This is a genomic window from Streptomyces globisporus C-1027, from assembly GCF_000261345.2.
GTDB classification, from domain to species: domain Bacteria; phylum Actinomycetota; class Actinomycetes; order Streptomycetales; family Streptomycetaceae; genus Streptomyces; species Streptomyces pakalii.
The window spans coordinates 5183645-5203933 of record NZ_CP013738.1; the positions used below are offsets into that span (position 1 = coordinate 5183645).

Genomic DNA, 20289 nt, shown 5'->3' on the forward strand with positions numbered 1-20289 from the left:
GTCACCGGATGCCCCCGATGAAGGGGCCGAAACCGAGCGCCGCGGAGATGGCCGACAGGCGACCCCTCCGGCAGCGGACGCGGCGAGCGGGCAGCGGACGGTGTGCATGTCTCCACCCCCTAGTAGTGGCTCCCGCGACCGCGCGGAACGTCCGGGTCCGTGGCCCGTCGCTCCGTACGACCGGTGTGGTGACTTGTGGTCAGTTCCGGTGTGGTGCCCGCTGGTTGCGGCGATCGGCCCTCCGTGCGACCGGACCTGCCGACCGGTCCGCCCGAAGGGTTCTTCCAGGGTCTCACGACGGCAGACGGGCAGGGGTGCGGTCCCAGTCATCCGGCAGCGGCGGAACCTGCCACCGCGGATCGGGCCGCCAGTGCTCCCAGCCGTCCCGGAACGGCGACCCCCAGCCGGTGATCACCTCGACCGCCGCCAGGCCCGCCTCCCGGACCCGACGGGCCGTCCCCCGGTCCATCAGGCCGACCTGCTGAGCCTGCGCGAACTCGTCCTCGTCGAGCCACTTCCAGCTCCGGTCGGGGTTCACGGAGATGTCGAGAAAGTGATCCTCGGAATCCACCCCTCCGGACCACCGGGTGCGGGGCTCCTCCAGATTCACGTACCAGTTGCGGAACATCCAGCCGCGGTCCCAGAACAGCCACACCGACCACGGGTCGCCCGGCCGGGCCAGCTTCAGCACCCCGGAGCCGAACCACGTCGAGCGGGCCGTCGTGCGCGGCGCGGTGTAGCGGGTGGCCAGCGGCTCGGCGTGCACCTGGGTGCCGTTCGCCAGGACCGGCCGCACGCACTCGGTGCCCGGCGCCATCCAGACGGCGAGCAGCTCGTCGGTGTCCTGCACGACGGTCACCGGACGGCAGATGTGCACGGGCGGGGCACCGGCCGTCCGGTGGGCCCGGCCGTTGTCGCGGTAGCGCCAGAGGATCTGGTCCCCCGGCGCCCAGCGTGCGCACTCTCCCGTACCTGTCATGGAGAGATCTTACGGAGCGCTCCCACCGGATCGCTGCGACTCAGGTCACCCGGGGATCACGGACGGGTCATCCGCAGCACGTCCAGCGCCTCGTCGAGCTGTTCCAGCGTCAGGTCGCCGCGGTCCACATAACCCGAGGCCAGGACCGTCTCGCGGATCGTCGTCCCGTCCTTCAGGGACTTCTTGGCGACCTTCGCCGCCTCCTCGTAGCCGATGTACTTGTTGAGCGGGGTCACCACCGAGGGGGACGACTCGGCGTAGGCGCGGGCCCGCTCGACGTCGGCGGTGATCCCGTCGACCGTACGGTCCGCGAGCAGCCGGGAGGCGTTGGCCAGCAGCCGCACGGACTCCAGGAGGTTCTTCGCGATGACCGGGAGCATCACGTTCAGCTCGAAGTTGCCCGCCGCACCGGCCGTGGCGACCGTCGCGTCGTTGCCGGTGACCTGGGCGGCGACCATCAGGACCGCCTCGGGGATCACCGGGTTGACCTTGCCCGGCATGATCGACGAGCCCGGCTGGAGGTCGGGCAGCGCGATCTCCGCGAGACCCGTGCGAGGCCCCGACGCCATCCACCGCAGATCGTTGGAGATCTTCGTCAGCGACACCGCGATGGTGCGCAGCTGGCCCGAGGTCTCCACCAGCCCGTCCCGCGCGCCCTGTGCCTCGAAGTGGTCGCGGGCCTCGGTCAGCGGCAGTCCCGTGGCCTCGGCGACCTCCGTGATCACGGCGGCGGAGAAGCCGGGCGGGGTGTTGATGCCGGTGCCCACCGCCGTACCGCCCAGGGGCAGTTCGGCGAGCCGGGGCAGGGAGGCGCGCAGCCGCTCCACGCCGTAGCGGATCTGCGCCGCGTAGCCCCCGAACTCCTGGCCGAGGGTGACCGGGGTGGCGTCCATCAGATGTGTACGGCCGGACTTCACGACGTCCGCGAATTCGGCTGATTTCCGCCCCAGGGAATCGGCCAGGTGATCGAGTGCGGGGATCAGATCGGCCGTCACGGCGGCGGTGGCCGCGATGTGGATGGAGGACGGGAAGACGTCGTTGGACGACTGGGAGGCGTTCACATGGTCGTTGGGGTGGACCTCGCGGCCGAGGCGCTCGGTGGCCAGGGTGGCGATCACCTCGTTGGTGTTCATGTTCGACGAGGTGCCCGACCCCGTCTGGAACACGTCGACCGGGAAGTGCTCGTCCCAGCGGCCGGACGCGACCTCGGCGGCCGCCTCCTGGATCGCGGCGGCGATGTCCGGATCCACCACCTTCAGCTCGGCGTTGACCTTGGCGGCCGCACCCTTGATCCGGGCCAGCGCCTCGATGTGGGCGCGCTCCAGCCGCTGCCCGGAGACGGGGAAGTTCTCCACCGCCCGCTGGGTCTGCGCGCGCCACTTGGCATGCGCGGGGACCCGCACCTCACCCATCGAGTCGTGCTCGATCCGGTACTCGGTATCGCCCGACGTGTCGCCTGCTGCGTCAGTCATGTGTTTAAACCTCCTGAAAAAGATGAGCACTTGTCTTGTTCTCTGTATTCCCAAGCGGCCTACCAGCCAGTAAATACCGGGGGTAACCACTTACCGGGAGGCGCAATGAGGCGCACCAGCACCAGACTTCGAGGGCTCCGAAGCCTTCGCCGGCTCCGCTGTACCGTCGCCGCCACCGTCGCTCTCGCGGCTGCCGTCGGCGGTATGGCCGCCGCCGGACCCGCGGGCGCGACGGAGTCGGCTACCAGCTCTATCGCATCCACCCCTCTTCCGCCCGCGCTGGAAGCCGTCCGGGCCGCCGAAGCCACCCAGCTGTACGGCAGCCCCGCCGAGCGGCCGCTCGCCGAACGCAAGACCGGGCTGATCTCGCTCGGCGACAGCGAGATCTCCGGTGAGGGCGTCGGCACCTACGACCCCGGAACGAACGGGCCGGACAACTGGTGCCACCGCTCTCCGGAGGCCGCCATCCACCGCACGGGCATCGCGGCGGACGTCACGTACAACGTCTCCTGCTCCGGCGCCTATACCGGGAACATCAAGATCGGCGGAAACAAGCAGTACGCCGACGAGCTCGTGCAGAGCGACAGCCTCGCGGTCAAGGCCCGCAACACCCGGATCAAGATGATCGTCCTGGTCGCCGGGGCCAACGACGACCTCCAGTTCGGCCCGGTCATGACCGACTGCGTGGTCCGCTACATCAGCCTCCAGGGTCCCTGCGAGCCGAAGTACGCGGGCGGCTGGCAGGCCCGCGTCGACGCGCTGGTCCCCAAGGTCGAGGCGACGGTCCGCGATCTGCGCACGGTGATGACCGGTGCCGGATACGCGAACAACGACTACCAGCTCGTCCTGATGGGCTACCCGAGCCCGATCGGCCCGGACTTCCGCGACAACCCGAACTTCCCCGGCAAGCTCATCTGCGGCGGCCTCGGCTACGACTCCGACACCGTCTGGGGCCGCAACACCGCCGTGCCCGCCTTCCAGGCCGGCATGCGCAGGGCCGCCGCGAGCACCGGGGCCTCCTACCTCGACAACTCCCGGCTCTTCCACGGCCACGAGGTGTGCAGCGAGGCCCCCTGGGCGCGCGGCCTCTACATCGACCTGAGCAAGCCCGGACTGCCCGACGAGAACTCCGTCCGGCAGTCCTTCCACCCCAACGCGGCCGGCCACCGGGCCTTCGCCTCCTGCCTGACCCAGCTGTACGACTCCGGGCTGCGCGAGGCGAGCTGCGCAGACCCGGCGAGCACGGGAAACCCGGTCCTGACCGGTAAGGCCTGGGACGACCTGTTCACCCCGCTGAAGAACGAGGCCACCGGGACCTGTGCCGACGTGCCGGGCTCGGTCACCCGTAACGGCACGGCCATCGGCGGCTGGGACTGCCACGGCGGGCGCAACCAGAACTGGTGGTACGACACCGGTACGCAGAACCTGCGCACCGCGCTCAGCCACGACCGGTGCCTGGACGTGTCCGGCGCCAAGTACAACCCGGGCGCCACGCTCATCGTGTGGAACTGCACGGGCGCGGCCAACCAGAAGTTCGTCCAGCAGTCGGGCACGATCCGCCCGGCCGCCGCGACGGGCCTGTGCCTGACGCTGGCGGGAGCGAAGGACCCGCTCAGGCTCCAGACGTGCGACGGCAGCGCGAAGCAGCGCTTCGTGTAGCCACCGCCGGTGAGCCAGGGGGTGACCGTGTGGGGCGGTCACCCCCTTCTCAGGCTTCTCAGGTCTTCAGGGCCAGGGCCTCGGACAGCGCCCCCAGCGTCGGCGTCAGATACAGCTGGCGCAGCGGTATACCGGGCAGCCCGCGCTCCCTGGCGAGCGTGCCGATGCGGATCGCGTACAGCGAATTGCCGCCCAGATCCCAGAAGTCGTCGTCCGGGCCGATCGCCTCGACACCCAGCACGTCGCACCAGATGGCGGCGAGGGCGGCGGCCGGACCGGCCTCGTGAGCCGCCGCGGCCGGGACGGGAACCGCCACCGGATCGCGCCGCGTCCCGGGCGCGGGCAGCCGGGCCGGGTCCAGCTTGCCGTTCGCGGTGAGGGGGAGGGCGGGCAGCACGGTCACCGTCGCGGGCACCATGTGCGGCGGCAGCAGCCGGGCCGCCCGCTCCCGTACGGGGCCGGGGCCCTCGCCCGACCCAGGGGCCGGAACCACGTACGCGTCGATCCGCACGGCCGCCGCGTCCCCGGCGCCGCCGCCGGTCACGGTGACCGCCGCCGCCGACACCGCCGGGTCCTCCAGCAGCACGTGCCGGATCTCGCCCGGCTCGATCCGGAAGCCCCGCACCTGCACCTGGTCGTCGATCCGGCCCAGGTGCTCCAGCGCTCCGTCGGGCAGCAGCCGCCCCAGGTCCCCGCTGCGGTAGAGCCGCCGCCCCGCCGGGTCCAGTGGGTCCGGGACGAAGCGTTCGGCGGTCAGGGCGGGCCGGTTCAGATAGCCGAGCGCCACGCCCGCCCCGCCCACCACGATCTCCCCGGGCGCACCAGGCGGCACCGCCCTTCCGTGCGCGTCCAGCACCCGGACCGACCAGCCGGGCAGCGGCCGCCCCACGGACCGGGAACCGGCGAGCGCGTCGCGCCGGGTCACCGTGGCCGCCGTGACATGGACGGTGGTCTCGGTGATCCCGTACATGTTGACCAGCCGGCAGCGGTCCTCCGGGTGCCGGTCGAACCAGTCCAGCAGCGGCCGGGCGTCCAGCGGTTCGCCGCCCAGCACCACCAGCCGGATGCCCACCGGCTCGGGGGCGGCCCGGTCGGCCGCCACGAGCTGGGTGAACGCGGAGGGGGTCTGGCTCAGCACGCTCACCCCCTCCCGGACCAGCAGGGCGTGGAAGTCCTCCGGGGAGCGGGTCGTCCAGTGGTCCACGACCACCAGCCGCCCGCCCGTCAGCAGCGCGCCCCAGATCTCCCATACCGAGAAGTCGAACGCCGCCGAGTGGAAGCACGTCCAGGTGTCGTCGGGGGAGAGCGCGAAGTCCTCGCGGACGGCGTCGACCAGGGCCGTGACGTTGCCGTGCGGGACGAGGACCCCCTTGGGACGGCCGGTCGAGCCCGAGGTGTGGATGACGTACGCGGGTGAGCCGGGCTCTCCGCGGGGTGCGGCGGGGCGGGCCGGATGGCCGGTGAGGGTGACCGGGTCCTCGACCGTCAGCCGGACCCCGGCGTCCCGCGCGGTGCGCTCCCGCCGGTCCGCCGGATGCTCCGGATCCAGCGGTACGTGGACGGCGTCCGCCTTCAGCACGGCGAGCATCGCCGCCACCAGGTCCGTCGAGCGGGGCAGGCAGAGCCCGACGAGATCACCGGGGCGGACCCCGTGGGCGTACAACCCGTCGGCCAACACCTCGGCGCGGCAGTTGAGTTCGGCGTACGAGAGCGTGGTGGCCCCGGCGGTGAGCGCGGGGGCGTCGGGTCGGGCGGCGACCTGTGCGGCGAAGGCCTCGTCGATGCGGAGGGCTTCCGGGGCCTGGGGACTGGCTCCGAGGGTCAGTTGCTCCGTGGACTCCGCCTCGCTCAGCGGATTCAGGCGGGAGAGGGGCGTGTTGGGTGGGCTGGTCAGCAACTGCTGGCGTATGCGCTCCACTTGGTGAGCGGGTACGGGAAGGGAGTCCGGTCCGGTCGGCAGGACGGCGGGTCCATCGCTCGCCATCAACGCCAGCGAAGGCGGCTCCTTGCCGTCGGCCGGCGCGACCGGCGCGGTGGCCAGCAGCTCCGCGACCGTACGCCCGGGTGACAGGTCCGCCGCGAACACGGCATACCCGTCGAGCGCCCCCAGTGCGTACGGCGGCCGGTCCCGGGCCGGTACGGGGACAGCGACGCGCACCGCGGACGCCCCCTCGTACCGACCGACGGTGAGTGCGAGCGCCGAGGCGAGGCGGCGGGTCTCCTCGTCGAGACGCAGGTCGAGCGGGAGCGGACCGGCGAGCGGCGTCACCGCCTCCGGGGCGAGATCGCCCCGCAGGACGCGGGCGACGACCCGCAACGAACGCGCGTCCAGGGCGGATCCGTCGGCCGTCAGGACGAGGTCGGGACCCGCAGCCGCTCCTTCCCGCCGCTCGTCCGCGTACCGCAGCAGCACCGCGCGCAGCCGGTGGCCCGAGGCGACGGGGCGGCTCGCCTCGGCCGCGCGGCGCCGGGCCGCCGTGTCGGATGCGGCCGGGGCGGGCACGGACTCCGTCCACAGCCGGGGGCGGCGGCGGTCCCCGGGCCACCACAGCTCGGCCGCCGCCGTGAGCGCGGCGGCGAGCACGGTGTCGGTGGCGGCCGGTGACAGGCGGACCGTCAGGCTGTGCTGGGCAGGCGGCACTTAGGCAACTCCTGGGGTGTGAGAGGGAGATCGGGGTCAGCGGGCGGTGAAGCCGCCGTCCACGGTGACCACGCTGCCGGTCACCTGCCGGGACGCGTCCGTGGCCAGCCAGAGCACCGCCTCCGCCACATCACCCGGCTCCACCAGCGCGTTCATCGGCTGGTCCCGGACGAAGGTCTCCTCGTGCTCCGCCACCGGCACCTCCAGCGAGCGGGCGATCTCCGCCAGCATCCGGCCCTCCATCGCCTCGTCGTCCCGCACCGAGCCCGGACAGACCGCGTTGACCCGGACCTTGCGGGGCGCGTAGTCCAGCGCCACCGCCTTCGTCAGGCCCACCAGACCGTGCTTCGCCGCGACGTACCCCGCGAAGTGCCGGTAGCCCACCAGCCCCGCCGTCGAGGCGACGTTGACGATCGAACCGGACCCCTGGGCGACCATCCGGGCCCCCACCGCACGGATCGCCCGCCACGCGCCGCCCAGATCCACATCGATCATCAACTGCCATTCGGCCTCGGTGATCTCGTGCGCCGGACGGCCCGAAGGGGCGGCGATACCGGCGTTGTTGACCAGTACGTCGATCCGCCCGAACCGCTCCTCCGCCGCATCGGCCGCCGCCTCCAGCGCCGCCAGGTCCCGGACGTCGGCCTGCCGGGCCAGCACGGCGGAACCCGCCTCGCGGCAGAGCTCCGCGGTGTGGGCGAGCTGCGAGGCCGAGCCGAGCGGATACGGCACCCCGGGCAGCTCGCCCGCCACGTCCAGCAGCATGAGGTCCGCCCCCTCGCGGGCGAACGCCAGGGCACAGGCCCGGCCGAGACCGCGCGCCGCCCCCGTGATCACCGCCGCCCGCCCGGCCAGCCGCCCCGTACCGCCGCCGGACACCGGACCGGTACCGGCGCCGCCGGTCACCGGCCCTGTGCCCGCACCGGCGCCGCCGGCCACCGCACCCGTACCGGCGCCGGTCACCGGCCCCTCGCCGCGCGTACCTCGGCGGCCACCAGCTGCAGCAGCTCGCCCGGCCGCTCGGCCAGATACATGTGCCCGCCGGCCGGCTCGGCCACCGTGAGCTTCCCGGTCGTCGCCCTACCCCACTCGGCCGCCTCCGCCGCCCCCACGAGGGTGTCCTCCCGCCCCCGGACGGAGATGACGGGAACGCCCAACGGGCGGTCCGTGGAGGGCACATACGTCTCGTGGAGCCGGACGTCCGCCCGCAGCGCCGGCAGCAGCAGCTCCCGCATCTCCGGGTCCGCCAGCGCCGGGTGGTCGTACCCGGCGAACGCCCGGACCCGGGCGGCGAACTCCTCGTCCGGCAGTCCGTCCGCCCGGTCCGTGCGCGGCGTCCAGGGGCCGGGCGCACCGCTGACGACGAGCGCGGCCAGGCGGACCGGCCCGCCCGCCCGCTCGATCCGGTGCGCCAGCTCGTACGCGAGCACCGCGCCCATGCTGTGCCCGAACAGCACGACCGGGCTGCCGCCCCCGTCCCCGTCCGCTCCGCCGAGCGCCGCCGTCACCTGCGCGTACGCGTCGTCGACGGCCGGGGCCGCCGCATCGTACGCGGGCTCGGGGAAGCGCTTCTCGCGGCCCGGCAGGGAGACCGGGAGGATCCGCAGCCCCTCCGGCGCGAGCTTCTGCCAGGGCGTGAAGAAGGAGGGGCCCGCACCGGCGAAGGGCAGGCAGATGAGGACGGTGTCTTCGTCGGCCACGATCGTTCCTGTTCTTTCTCTTCCAGCGGCTCTTCCAGCGGCTTCTGCCGGAGTCCGGTCAGTCCCCGACCATGATCGTCGTGAGGATCGCGGCGAGGTAGCCCGGGTCGCGGACCCCGCACAGTTCCCGCGCCGAGTGCATCGACAGGCCCGGCACCCCGACGTCCACCGTGGTGACGCCGAGACGGGCCGCCGTGAGCGGGCCGATCGACGTACCGCAGGGCATCGCGTTGTTGGAGACGAACGGCTGCCAGGGTGCCCCGGCCCGCTCGGCCGCCGCCGTGAACATCGCGATGCCGGTGGAGTCGGTGGCGTACCGCTGGTTGACGTTCACCTTGATGGTGGGACCGCCGTTGGGCAGCGGGCGGTGGTCGGGGTCGTGCCGCTCGGAGTAGTTCGGGTGCACCGCGTGCGCCATGTCGGCGGAGACGCAGAACGCGCCCGCCAGCGCCCGCGACCAGTCCTCGTCGCTGCCGCCGCGCGCCGACACGGACCGCGACAGGATCCGCTCCAGCAGCGGGCTCTGCGCGCCCGTCTCGGAACCGCTGCCGACCTCCTCGTGGTCGAAGGCGGCCAGCACGGGGATGAACCCGGGCTGCGTGGCCCCCGTCGCCGCGTCCACGAGCGCGGTCACCCCGGCGTGCACCGAGACCTGGTTGTCGAGCCGCGACGCCACCACGAACTCCCGTTCCACGCCCAGGTATCCGGGCGGCTGGATGTCGTGCAGCATCAGGTCCCAGCCCAGGACGTCCGCCGGGTCCTCACCGGCCGCCGCCGCGACCCGGCGCAGCAGCTCGCCCTCCCGCGGGTCGCCCAGCGCCCAGATCGGCGCGATGTGCCGCTGCCGGTCCAGTGCCACGCCCTCGTTCACCGAACGGTCCAGATGGATCGCCAACTGCGGTACCCGCAGCAGGGGTTCGTCGATCTGGACGAGCCGGCCGCGCGGCACGCCGTCGGGGCCGCGCAGCGCGAGCCGGCCGGAGATGCCGAGGTCCCGGTCGAGCCAGGTGTTCAGCGGCACCCCGCCGTAGATCTCCACCCCGATCTGCCGCCACCCCGAAGTCCCGGTGTCCGGTGCGGGTTTGATCCGCAGGTTCGGGGAGTCGGTGTGGGTGCCGACGATCCGGAACGGGGTGTGGGCGGGCGCGTCCTCGGGGACGTACCAGGCGATCAGCGCACCGGCGCGGCTGACGAACAGGCCGCCGGTCGCCCCGGTCCAGTCGTCGGTGCCGCGCAGTTCACGGAACCCGGCCTTCTCCAGGCGCTGGGCCGCACTGGCAACCACGTGGTACGGGGACGGGCTGGCGGCGATGAAGGAGAGCAGGTCGTCGGTGTGGCTGCGGTGGGGGGCCGGAGTCATACGGCGTCCGCCTTTCCGGTGTTCGGCAATGACAGGGAGGGTGACGGTCCGCCGGGCTGGTCGGGCCCGGCGCTGGCGCCCTGGGCGGAGCCCCCGGGGCCATGGCCCGAGGACCCCTGCGAGGGGCGCCCCCCGAGGAGTTCCCGCACCGGCCGGTCGGGCCGGGCGCAGAACTCCGCGAGCAGGTCGATGTACGACCCGAGAAGGTCGTGGGCGGTCGTGTGGTCCCACAGGTCGGTGGAGAATTCCAGGAACGTTCGATAACCCTTCGCGGCGTCCCGGCGCGGCGCAAGCCCGAAGCACAGCTCGCTGCGGGAAAGCGGCGGTGCCAGATCGGCCACCTCGACCCGTAGCCCGGGGATCTCGATGTCCGTGTCGACGGAGTTCTGGAAGGCCAGGACGTGCGGCACCCGGTCGGGGACGCTGACAGCGCCCGCGTCCCGCATCGCCTGCATGATGCGGGCCGTGGGCAGCACATGCGCCATGGCGCCGAGCGCACCCGCCCCCGTACGCACCGCGAGCTCCGCGCACGTCTCCGCAAGATTGGCTGAATCCAGTCGTACGCGAACCATCACCGCTGTGGACGTCATCGCCACGAGCGACTCCGAAGCGGTGCCCTCGCGGTTGGCGTACGGCACGCTCAGCAAGGTGTCCTCCTCGCCCGACAGCCGGGTCAGGAACACCCCGAGCGCGGCGGCGGCGACGGCGAACGGGGTGGTGTGCCGGTCGGCCGCGAGCTTCTCCACCGCCGCCCGCACATCGCCCGACGCGGCCCCGCGCACCGTGCCCCCGTGCCCGCTCAGCTTCTGCGGACGCGGCCGGTCCGTCGGTACGGGCAGGGCGGACGGCACCCCGTCGAGGTAGGCGGCGCAGAACGCGGCCCGCTCCTCCTCGGCCCCGGGATCGTGGTGCTCCCGCTGCCACCGGGCGTACCCGGGTGCCTGCATCGCCGGGTCGGGCAGTTGGTGCGGGACGCCCGCGGCGGCCGCCGTGTACAGCGCGGCGATCTCCGCGAGCAGCAGGGACAGCGACCAGCCGTCCGCGCACACGTGGTGCAGGACGAACATCAGCTGCCAGCGGTCCTCCTCGACCCGCAGCAGCCGCAGCCGGGGCAGCAGGGGCCGCCCCAGCTCGAAGGGGGCCGCCGCGTCCGCCCGGCACAGGGCGTCCGCCCGGGCCCGCCGCTCACCGGCGGGCAGCTCCGTCAGATCCTCCACCGGCAAGCCCACCGGCCCCGCGGCCACCACCTCCTGCCACCAGGGCCCGTCCGGCGCGTCCTCCTGGACGAACCGGGTGCGCAGCGCGTCGTGCCGGGCGATCACCTCGGACACGGCGGACCGCAGGGCCGCCGGATCCAGCGCCCCGGTGAACGTGATCCGCGTCGGGACGTTCCACACGGCGGGGTCGGGCATGGCGTGGTGCCCGGCGATCATCCGGGCCTGCTGGTCGCTGACGGGGGCGCGGTCGACGACGGCGGTGTCCTCGGCGGGGCCGTCCTCCGCCGCCGAGGTGGGCCCGTCGCCGGTCACCAACTGCGCGGTCATGGCCCGCAGGGTGGCCTCGGCGAAGAAGTCCACCAGCGGGTAGTCGACGCCGAGGGTGTCCCGGACCCGGTTCACGAGGCGGATCGCGGCGATCGAATTGCCGCCCAGGTCGAAGAAGTTGCTGTCGGCGGGGAAACCGCGCGTACCGAGGACGGACTCCCAGATCTCACGGAGGCGGGCCGCGGTGTCCGGGGCGGGAGCCTCGCGCGGGACGGCCTGCGCGTTCGGCATGTGCTCCTCGCGCGACGCTTGCTCCTCGCGCGGGATGGCCCCGTCGCCCGGGGCGGGATCCCCGTGCGGCACAGCTGTCACCACGTCCAACTGCTGGTCCAGCTCGGCGAGGTACCTCTCCGCCGTCGCCGCGTCGAACAGGTCCGCGTCGTAACGCAGCCGCAGCCGCAGACTCCCGTCCGGGGTGTGGGTGGCCATCAGCGCCAGCTCCAGCGGCGCCGACTCCGTCCCGGCCGCCACCCCCGCCGCCCGGAGCCCGGGCAGGTCGATTCCGGCCAGCGCCGAGCGGTCCAGATCGACCGAAACCGTCACCAGCGGCCGAGGGTTCCCCGGGGCGGGGTGGACGGCGGCGACCAGCGCGTCCAGGTCCACCCCGCTGTGCTCCTCCGCCGCGAACAGCGCCCGGCCGGTGGCCCGTACGGCCTCCGGCAGCGGGGTGGCGTCCGTCGCGGAGAGAGCCAACGGCAGCAGGGCCACATGGAAGCCGACCGTGTCCGTCGTCTCCGGCCGCCGCCGCCCGAACGTCGTGCCCAGCAGGAACGCGTCCTGCCCGGACCGCCGCCGCAGGACCAGCTGCCAGGCCGTGCACAGCGTGGCGAACAGGGTCACGCCCTGCTGCCCGCTCCACTCCCGCAGCCGGTCCGCCCGCTCCCGGCCCACGTTCCGGGCCACCGCCCCGCCGCGCCCCGCCACCCGGCGCCCGCGCGGCCGGTCCGTCGGCAGGGCCAGCACCGGGGGCTTCTCTCCCAGCAGCGCACGCCACCAGGCCAGGTCGGCCGGGTCGTGCGGCGGCTCGGGTGCCCCGACGGTCGTCCCGGCGGGCCGGGCGAAGACCGGCGGGCGCCCGGCGAGGGCCGCCGTGTACAGCTCGCGGAGATCCCCGGCGATCAGCGCGGCCGAGTGCGCGTCCGTGACGATGTGGTGCATCCCGAGGACCAGGACGTGGTCGTCCTCGGCCAGCCGGAGCAGCCGGGGTGTGAACAGCGGCCCCCCGGCCAGGTCGTAGGCACGGTGGCTCTCCTCGGAGAGCAGCGCCGCGATCGCCTCGTCCGGGTCCTGCCCCCGGGCGTCGGACACCGCCAACGGGATGCGGAGTCCGGCGCGGACGACCTGAACGACGCCCGCCTCGTCCGCGCCCCGGAACACCGTCCGCAGCCCCGGGTGCCGCTCGACGAGACCGTCGACCGCCGCCCGCAGCGCCGGCACGTCCAGCGGGCCGCGCAGCCGCACGGCCTGGGTCTCGTTGTACGCCGCCGGGTTCTCCAGCAACTGCGCGGCCAGCCACAGCCGCCGCTGGGCGGAGGTGGCGGGCGCGACGGTCTCCCGTACGACCTGGCTCCCGGCCTCCGCCGCTGCCTCCGCCGCCCGCTCCCGCGTCCGGCGGCGCAGCACGTCCAGCCGCTCAAGACCCGACCGCAGCCGCTCCCGGTCCATCCCGAAGTCGACCAGCGCGGCGATCTCGTCCACCCCGGCCCCGTGCAGCGCGGCCACGAACGGGGCGACGCTGTCCGGCGTACCGATCAGGGCCCGCTGGTCGCAGTAGCGGTCGTAGGCCCGGCGGAACAGATAGTCCAGGTCCTCATCGCTCGCCGCCGCCACGTCCTCGCGGCGCTGCCCGGCCGCCGTCGCCGCCGAGCGCATCAGCAGTGAGGACCGCAGGTAGCGCACCATCGGCTCCAGCGCTTCCGCCCGGGCGGTGGCATGGTCGTCGCCGAGATACGTGTGCACCAGCACCGTCACCCGCCCGGCGTCCGGGTCGAGCCCGCACGCCGCCCGCGTACGCCGGTAGAGCGCGATGTTCGCCGCCAGCTCGTCCACGGTCTGGCTCATCAGGTTGGTGACGACCCCGAGACCGCGCCGGGCCGCCTCCTCGTACGAGGCCGGCTGCCCGGAGGCCGCCAGGAAGAACGGCGGCTCCTCCTGCACCGGACGCGGCCGGATCCGGATCTCCGCCTCCGCACCTTCGCCCGTGCGCCGCCGCACCGCCTCCCCGCGCCACAGCCGCCGCACCTCGTCCAGGTGGTCGAAGGCGATCCGCCGCCGGTCCGCGAACCGGTCCGGGTGCAGGGCGAAGTCCCGGGCGTGCCAGCCGGTGGCGCAGCCGATGCCGACCCGGCCGCCGGAGAGGTTGTCGACCACCGACCACTCCTCGGCGACCCGCACCGGATCGTGCAGCGGCAGGACCACCGAGCCCGCGTTGATCCGGACGCGCCCGGTCTCCCGGGCCACGGCGGAGGCGAGCACGGCGGGGTTCGGGAAGAGCCCGCCGAAGGAGTCGAAGTGCCGCTCGGGCAGCCAGACGGAGGAGAAGCCGTGCTCGTCGGCGAAGCGCACGGTCTCGAAGAGCGCGTCGTACGCCTCCGGAGTCCCGCTCCTGCCGCTCCCGCCGGCCTCGGCGGCCTCCTCCGTCTCCGGGTAGTCGCCGAAGAAGTAGACGCCGAAGTCGGGTGCGGGGCGCGGGGTTCCCGTCGGCTTCACGACCGCCGGGCGCGGAGTGGACCGGGGAAAGAACCCGCCGTCGCGCAGCTCGCGCAGGGACCCCTCCACGGCCTCCGCGACCCGGTTCACGTCCTCCTCCGTGTGGGCGGTGGAGAGGTAGAAGCTGCGCCACTCCCACACGTACACACCGCGCAGTTGGAGGTGGTGGTAGAGCAACTCCAGGTCGGCGCGGTGCTTGAACCGGAACATCGAGCCGAAGTGCGCCAGCTCCAGCGGGAATTCCTCGTCGCGGAAGAAGGCGTTGAGCCGGTCGGCGAGTGCCTGCGTGCGGTCGTTCAGTCCGCTCTGCAGCCCGGGGCCCTGCTCGGTGAGGTGGGTGAGCACCGCGCGGGCCGCCGCCATCGACAGCGGGTGCTGCATGTACGTACCGCCGATGAACGTGGTCTCGCGCGAAGGCCCGCCGGGCTCCCCGTACCGCCAGAACCCGCCGTCCACCCCGTCGAGCAGATCCGCCCGCCCGGCCACCGCACCGATCGGGAAGCCGCCGCCGAGCGCCTTGCCGTACGTGGCGAGGTCCGGCACCACCCCGAAGTGCGCCTGTGCACCGCGCTGGTGGGGCCGCAGCCCGGTCAGCATCTCGTCGAAGAGCAGCACGATGCCCCGCCGCGCGGTGAGTTCACGCAGCGACCGCACGAACTCCACAGGCCGCAGACCCGGGTTGCGGCACTGCACGGGCTCGACGAGCACGGCCGCGATCGTGTCCCCGAGGGCGTCGATCGTCTCCAGGGACTCCTGCTCCCCGTACTCCAGCACGATCAGCTCCGCCACCGCACTGTCCGGGATGCCCCGGGAGACGGGGACCGCGTGCCGTCCCGGGCCGCCGGGGCGGCCGAGGACGGAGTCGATGTGCCCGTGGTATGAGCCCCGGAACATGACGACCTTGTCGCGCCCGGTCGCGGCCCGGGCCAGCCGAATCGCCGCCGAGTTCGCCTCCGTACCGGACGAGGCGAAGGCGACCCGCTCCATGCCGGTCAGCGAGGCGAGCAGGGCCGCCGCCTCGCCGGTGTCGGGGGAGCGGGGGCCGAAGCGCAGCCCGTCGGCGAGGTGGCGGCGCACGGCCTCGGTGACCGGCTCCGCCTCGTGGCCCAGCAGCAGCGCGCCGAAGCCCATGGTGATGTCGGTGTACGCGTTGCCGTCCACGTCGATCAGGCGCGAGCCGTGCGCCGAGCGGGCCGCGACCGGGTACAGCATCTCCTTGGTGGCGTCCCGGAACCCCACGACGGCCCGGCTGTCGGCCAGCACCGAACGGTACTGCTGGGCCAGCTCCTTGGAGGTCCGGGTGCGCTCGGTGAACCGCCGGACCAGCGACGCGGTGTGGGCCCGCTGCGCCGCGTCGGCCCCCGTCCCGGCCATCCCGCCCGCCGCGTCCACGACGAGCCGGGGGCCGTGCGCGCTCTGCTCGGCGAGCCGGAGCTTCTCCGCCGGGGCCTCCGCGGCGATCTGCGCGCGGGCCGCCGCCAGCCGGTCCGTGAGCGCCCGCGACAGCTCCGCCGCCCGGGCCACGGCCTCGGAGGCCCCTGCCGCCGCGTCGGCGGGTGCGGGTATCCCGGCGCTCATCGCGCGTCCGTCCCGGTGGTGCGGGCCGTCAGCAGGGCGACGGCTTCGGAGAGCTGGGTGAGCATCGCCGCCTGGGTCTCCGCCAGTTGACGTATCTGCTCGGACAGGGCGGCGACCTCGGCCCGGGTGGCGTACCCGGGCTCGTCGGCCACCGGCGCCGGTAGCGCCGAGGTCTCTGCGGTCTCTGCGGTCTCTGCGGTCTTTGTGGCCGCCGGGGCTGCCAGGGTGGCCGAGGGCGGGGCCGTCACCGAGGGAGCCGTCCGCCCCGCTATCAGCGCGGCCGTCAGCCGGGGCGTGCCCGCCTCCTCCAGGACCTCCCGCATGCTGATCTCCGTGCCGAACTCGGCCTCCAACTGCCGCACCATCCCGATGAGCTGGAGCGAGTCCGCGCCGAGCCCGACGAACGTGCGGTCGGCGGAGACCTCGTCGGACCGGTGGCCGAGATGGCGCGCGGTCAGCTCCAGCACCCTGTCCAGTACGGCCTGTTCGGTCATGCGGTCCTCCGTGGAGCGTGGGGATGGGTGAACGTAGGGTGCGGGGCCCCGCCAGTGGGAGCGCCGCTGGAAGGGGTACGTGGGCAGCCGGACGCGCCGGCCGCCGCAGCCGTCGAGCAGCGCCGCCCAGTCCACCCCCGCCCCGGCGCAGTGCAGGGTGGCCACCGCGCGCTCCCAGTCCCGCGTCGGTACGCAGACCGCGCCCGGCAGCGCCCGGCGGACGAGCCCCGTCAGCACGGCGGACGGGCCCAGCTCCAGCATCAGGGGCGCGGGGCCCAACTCCTCCAGCACGGCGGCGAAGTCGGCCGTCCGGCGGGCCTGCGCGACCAGGTACGCGGCGTCCGGCCGCCACCCGGCGGGGCGGACCGTGCCGTCGATCCCGTCGACGAACTCCGTTTGCAGCGGGCGTGGTTCCGTCTTGTCGGCGAGGACGCGGAACTCCTCCAGCGCCGGATCGAGCAGCGCCGTGTGGAACGCCCGGTCCACCGTCAGCACTTCGTACGCCTCGCCGCGCGCCGCCAGCAGGGCCCGCACCACGTCCACCGCATCCGGGGGGCCGCCCAGCACATGGTGCGTGGCCCCGTTGACCACGGCGAGCTCAAGGCCGGGGACGGCGGCCAGCAGCTCCCGTACCCGGGCCCGGGGGACGAACACGGAGACCATCGCGCCCGGAGCGGACCGTTCCTGCATCAGCCGCCCGCGCCCGCAGACCAGCCGCATCGCGTCCTCGGTGTCCAGCGCCCCGGCCACGCAGAGCGCGGCGTACGCGCCGACGCTGTGTCCGGCGACCCGGGCGGGGGTGACCCCGAGCCGCTCCCACAGCCGGGCCTGGGCGAGCTGGAGGGCGAACAGGGCGGGCTGCGCGAAGGCGGTGTCCCACCGCTCGGGGCCCTGCCCGCCGACGATCCGGTCCAGGAAGTCGTCCCGGCCGGTCTCCTCCCCGTACACCCGGGCGCAGGACTCCAGCACCTCGGCCACCACCGGGAAGCGCGCGGCGAGTTGGGCGCCCATGCCCGGATGGCCGCCGCCCTGCCCGCTGAACAGGAACACCGGGGCCGGATCCCGTACGCCGTCGGTGACCCCGGTCGTGTACGCCTCGCCCGCCGGGGCCCCGGACAGGAACGCCTCCAGCCCGGCCACCGGGTCCGCCGCCGTGACCACCAGCCGGTGCGGGAGGAGCCGCCGCCCGAGCGCGGTGGTGGTCAGCAGATCGGCGGGGGAGGGGCGGGCCCCGCCCGTCAGGTGGTCCCGCAGGGCGGTGGCGTACGCCCGCAGCGCGTCCCCGTCGGCGGCCGACAGCGGCAGCAGCGCGGGCACGGGGGCGGCGGGCGGCGCTGGGCGCACCGGCACGGCCTCCGGCGCCTGTTCCAGGATCACGTGAGCGTTCGTACCGCCCATGCCGATGGAGTGCACACCGGCTCGCCGTACCCCCGCCAGCGGCCAGGCCCGCTCCCGTACCGGCAGCAGGAACGGGGAGTCGTCCACCGCCAGAGCCGGGTTGGGCCGGGCGAAGTTCACCAGCGGCGGGACGATCCCGTGCCGCAGCACCTCGACGGCCTTGATCAGCCCGGCAAGACCCGCCGCACTGTCCAGATGGCCGATGGCCGGCTTCGTCGAGCCGAGCGCGCAGAACCCGGTCCGGTCGGTGTGCGCGCGGAACGCCTCGGTCAGGGCGGCGAATTCGATGGGATCGCCCTTGAGCGTGCCCGTACCGTGCGCCTCCACATAGCCGATCGACGCCGCGTCCACGTCCGCCGCGCGCAGCGCCCCGAGCACCGCGTCCCGCTGCCCGGCGACCCCGGGAGCGGCGAACCCCCGTTTGTCCGCACCGTCGTTGGTGACCGCCGAGCCCAGGATCACCGCGTGCACGGTGTCGCCGTCGGCCAGCGCCCGCTCCAGCGGCTTCAGGAGGACGGCGGCGGCCCCGTTCCCCCCGACCGTGCCGTCCGCGTCCGCGTCGAACGCCCGGACCGTGCCGCTGGGGGAGAGCGTCGAGCCCTTCACCGGGACATGGCCGCTGACCTGCGGCAGATGCAGGGCGGCCGAGCCCACCAGCATCAGGTCCGCGTCCCCGGCGCGCAGCGCCTGGCAGGCCAGATGCACCGAGACCAGCGCGCTGGAACAGGCCGTGGACACGGTGAGCGCGGGGCCGGTCAGACCGAGGCGGAAGGCGGCCCGGGTGGCCGTGAAGTCGGTGTAGTTGCCGACCTGGACCTGCTTGGCGGTCATCCAGTCGCCCGAGCCGGCCTCGGCCGCGAGGTGGTGGGCCAGATAGCTGTGCAGCGAGTACAGGCGGTAGCCGGAACTGCCGTACACCCCGATGCGTACGGAACCGCCGTCGCCGCCCGCGTAAGGCCTTCCGGAGCCCGCGTGCCCGCTCCCGCCGCCCGCGTACCGGACGTCCCCGCCCGCGTACCCCCCGTCCTCCAGCGCGTGGAAGCAGCACTCCAGGAACAGCCGGTGCTGCGGATCGGTGAGCTCGGCCTCCCGCCCGCTCATCCCGAAGAACCCGGCGTCGAAACCGTCCACGCCCTCCAGGGGCGCGCTCGCCCCGCCGAACCCCGGCCGCTCGCACTCCGCCGCCGGGACCCCCGCCGCGGCGAACTCGGCCCGGGTGAACCGGCGTACCCGGCTCCTGCCCGCCCGGATGTCGCGCCAGTACGCCTCGGGGGTGTCAGCCCCGGGAAACCTCAGCGCCGTCCCGATCACCGCGATCCGGTCGTCCCTCAACGGCCTCTTCCTTTCGCAGCCCCGCCCGCCCCGCCCCGCCCGCCCGCCCCATCGGGCCCGCGGGCTCCGCCCGTCGCAGCGCCGCCACCCGGAGCAGGAACACCACGGCGACGACGATGGCGGCGCCGTGGGACCAGCCCACCACCGCCAGCGGGGAGAACCGGTCCAGGGCCGCCGCCACCAGGATCATGCCGACCCCGAAACCCAGGTTCTCGAAAGTGGCCGAAAGACCGAAGGCGTGGCCGCGCAACGTGGCCGGAAGTGTCTGGAGGTGCGAGGTGTACGCGACCTCGGTGAGACCGTCCGCGGCCCCCGCGATCAGCGCGATCACCGCCGTGACCGCCAGCGGGAACCCGGCGAACGCCGCGATGAACGCCGCCGACATCACCACCGTGCCGTAGCCGAATCCGAGCGCCCCGACGGACTTGCCGGTGCGCTGGGTGTACCGCTGGATCACCTGCTGGGCACCGATGTTGCCGAGCGCCCAGACACACCAGAACGCGCTGACGAACACCGCCGGGTTTGATGCGTCCAGCGAGGTCGAGTAGATCGGCAGCGCCGCGTTGTGGGACGAGGAGCCGAACGCGTCGACCCCGCGCAGGGCCACCATCAGGCCGAGACCGGGGGCGGCGGCGAGCGCCAGGAAGGCCACCGGCCGCCACCGCGGCCCGCTCTTCGCTTCCTTCTCGCCCTTCCCGGCACCGGAGGCCCCGGCCTCGCTTCCCGCCCCCTTGCCGCCCGCGATCGGCAGCAGGGCCACCGTCACCGCGCAGATCACGAACGTCGCCATGTCGAGCAGGAACGCGGCGGTGTACCCGACGAGGGACACCACCACGCCCGCCGAGGCGAACCCCGCCACCATGGCCATCGAACGCCCGGTGATCGACAGGGAGTTGGCCCAGGCCCTGCGGTCCTCCCCGACCATCTCCGGGATCGAGCTGCGCAACGCGACCATGAACAGCGTCCCGCACGCCCCGATCACCACCGAGACGGCCATCAACGCCCCGGTCACCAGGGAGTCCGGGGCGAGGATGAGCAGCAACATCACGGCGCCCTGGCCGACATTCGCCCACAGCATGATGCTTTTCGCGCTGAAACGGGCGAGGAGTCCGCCGACGACCAGTCCGGCGACGAATCCGGAGGCCAGCCGCACCGCCATGAACAGGCCCATGGCCAACGCCCGGCCCGTCGTCTCGTAGACGAAGAGATTGAGCGCGACCATATTCAGGAATGTGCCGTAGGAAGACACCGCGTATCCGGCCACCAGGAATCGAAAACGGCGCTCGGAGACCGCGGTGTCCCGGGTCTTTCGAGATCCGCCGTCCGGCTCGTCCGCCGTCGGCCCGTCCGCACTCCCGATTCCAGATGTCACCCGCTCATACTCGTCGAGCGCGGGAGCCGGGCGGGAGACTCCCGATTGCAC

The 20289-nt window shown here is 73.8% G+C and carries 10 protein-coding genes; 1 reads left to right on the plus strand and 9 read right to left on the minus strand.

The window, feature by feature from the left end; all coding sequences use genetic code 11:
* Positions 1-292: 292 nt before the first annotated feature.
* Entirely contained in the window at positions 293-979 is a 687-nt protein-coding gene (gene fomD, locus WQO_RS22980) for a cytidylyl-2-hydroxypropylphosphonate hydrolase (protein ID WP_010063364.1), read from the minus strand.
* A gap of 56 nt (positions 980-1035) precedes the next feature.
* Positions 1036-2451, minus strand: coding sequence for a class II fumarate hydratase (locus tag WQO_RS22985; RefSeq protein ID WP_010063362.1), 1416 nt, complete (start codon positions 2449-2451; stop codon positions 1036-1038).
* A 105-nt stretch (positions 2452-2556) separates the two neighbouring features.
* On the opposite strand from WQO_RS22985, the gene WQO_RS22990 reads away from it, so the two are divergent.
* Positions 2557-4110, plus strand: a complete 1554-nt coding sequence (locus WQO_RS22990; RefSeq protein ID WP_029182598.1) for a ricin-type beta-trefoil lectin domain protein — start codon at positions 2557-2559, stop codon at positions 4108-4110.
* A gap of 58 nt (positions 4111-4168) precedes the next feature.
* Here the strand turns inward: WQO_RS22990 and WQO_RS22995 are convergent, their stop codons facing one another.
* The 7 genes from WQO_RS22995 to WQO_RS23025 all read right to left on the minus strand — a co-directional run bounded on the left by WQO_RS22995 (position 4169) and on the right by WQO_RS23025 (position 20226).
* Positions 4169-6751 carry an amino acid adenylation domain-containing protein gene (locus tag WQO_RS22995; protein WP_010063359.1) on the minus strand — a complete coding sequence of 861 codons (2583 nt, stop codon included), beginning with the start codon at positions 6749-6751 and terminating at the stop codon, positions 4169-4171.
* 36 nt (positions 6752-6787) lie between these two features.
* Positions 6788-7630 carry an SDR family oxidoreductase gene (locus WQO_RS23000; RefSeq protein ID WP_032749140.1) on the minus strand — a complete coding sequence of 281 codons (843 nt, stop codon included), beginning with the start codon at positions 7628-7630 and terminating at the stop codon, positions 6788-6790.
* A gap of 80 nt (positions 7631-7710) precedes the next feature.
* Positions 7711-8451, minus strand: a complete 741-nt coding sequence (locus tag WQO_RS23005; RefSeq protein WP_010063357.1) for a thioesterase II family protein — start codon at positions 8449-8451, stop codon at positions 7711-7713.
* A gap of 58 nt (positions 8452-8509) precedes the next feature.
* On the minus strand, positions 8510-9811 hold the full coding sequence (locus WQO_RS23010; RefSeq protein WP_010063356.1) for a M18 family aminopeptidase: 1302 nt from the start codon (positions 9809-9811) through the stop codon (positions 8510-8512).
* A complete protein-coding gene (locus tag WQO_RS23015) occupies positions 9808-15642 on the minus strand; it encodes a MupA/Atu3671 family FMN-dependent luciferase-like monooxygenase (RefSeq protein WP_010063355.1) in 5835 nt (1944 codons plus the stop codon). The genes WQO_RS23010 and WQO_RS23015 overlap by 4 nt, the downstream gene beginning before the upstream one ends.
* Positions 15639-18866 (minus strand): type I polyketide synthase, encoded by a 3228-nt coding sequence (locus tag WQO_RS23020; protein WP_010063354.1) that lies wholly within the window; start codon positions 18864-18866, stop codon positions 15639-15641. The genes WQO_RS23015 and WQO_RS23020 overlap by 4 nt, the downstream gene beginning before the upstream one ends.
* Positions 18811-20226: an MFS transporter gene (locus tag WQO_RS23025; RefSeq protein WP_073820919.1), complete on the minus strand. Its 1416-nt coding sequence runs from the start codon at positions 20224-20226 to the stop codon at positions 18811-18813. The genes WQO_RS23020 and WQO_RS23025 overlap by 56 nt, the downstream gene beginning before the upstream one ends.
* Between the last annotated feature and the right edge of the window lie 63 nt (positions 20227-20289).

Bases quoted from the DNA above. Each gene is read 5' to 3' on its own strand.
- WQO_RS23015 (WP_010063355.1), bottom strand. From the start codon at position 15,642: ATGAGCGCCGGGATACCCGCACCCGCCGACGCGGCGGCAGGGGCCTCC.
- WQO_RS23010 (WP_010063356.1), bottom strand. From the start codon at position 9,811: ATGACTCCGGCCCCCCACCGCAGCCACACCGACGACCTGCTCTCCTTC.
- WQO_RS22990 (WP_029182598.1), top strand. From the start codon at position 2,557: ATGAGGCGCACCAGCACCAGACTTCGAGGGCTCCGAAGCCTTCGCCGG.
- WQO_RS22985 (WP_010063362.1), bottom strand. From the start codon at position 2,451: ATGACTGACGCAGCAGGCGACACGTCGGGCGATACCGAGTACCGGATC.
- fomD (WP_010063364.1), bottom strand. From the start codon at position 979: ATGACAGGTACGGGAGAGTGCGCACGCTGGGCGCCGGGGGACCAGATC.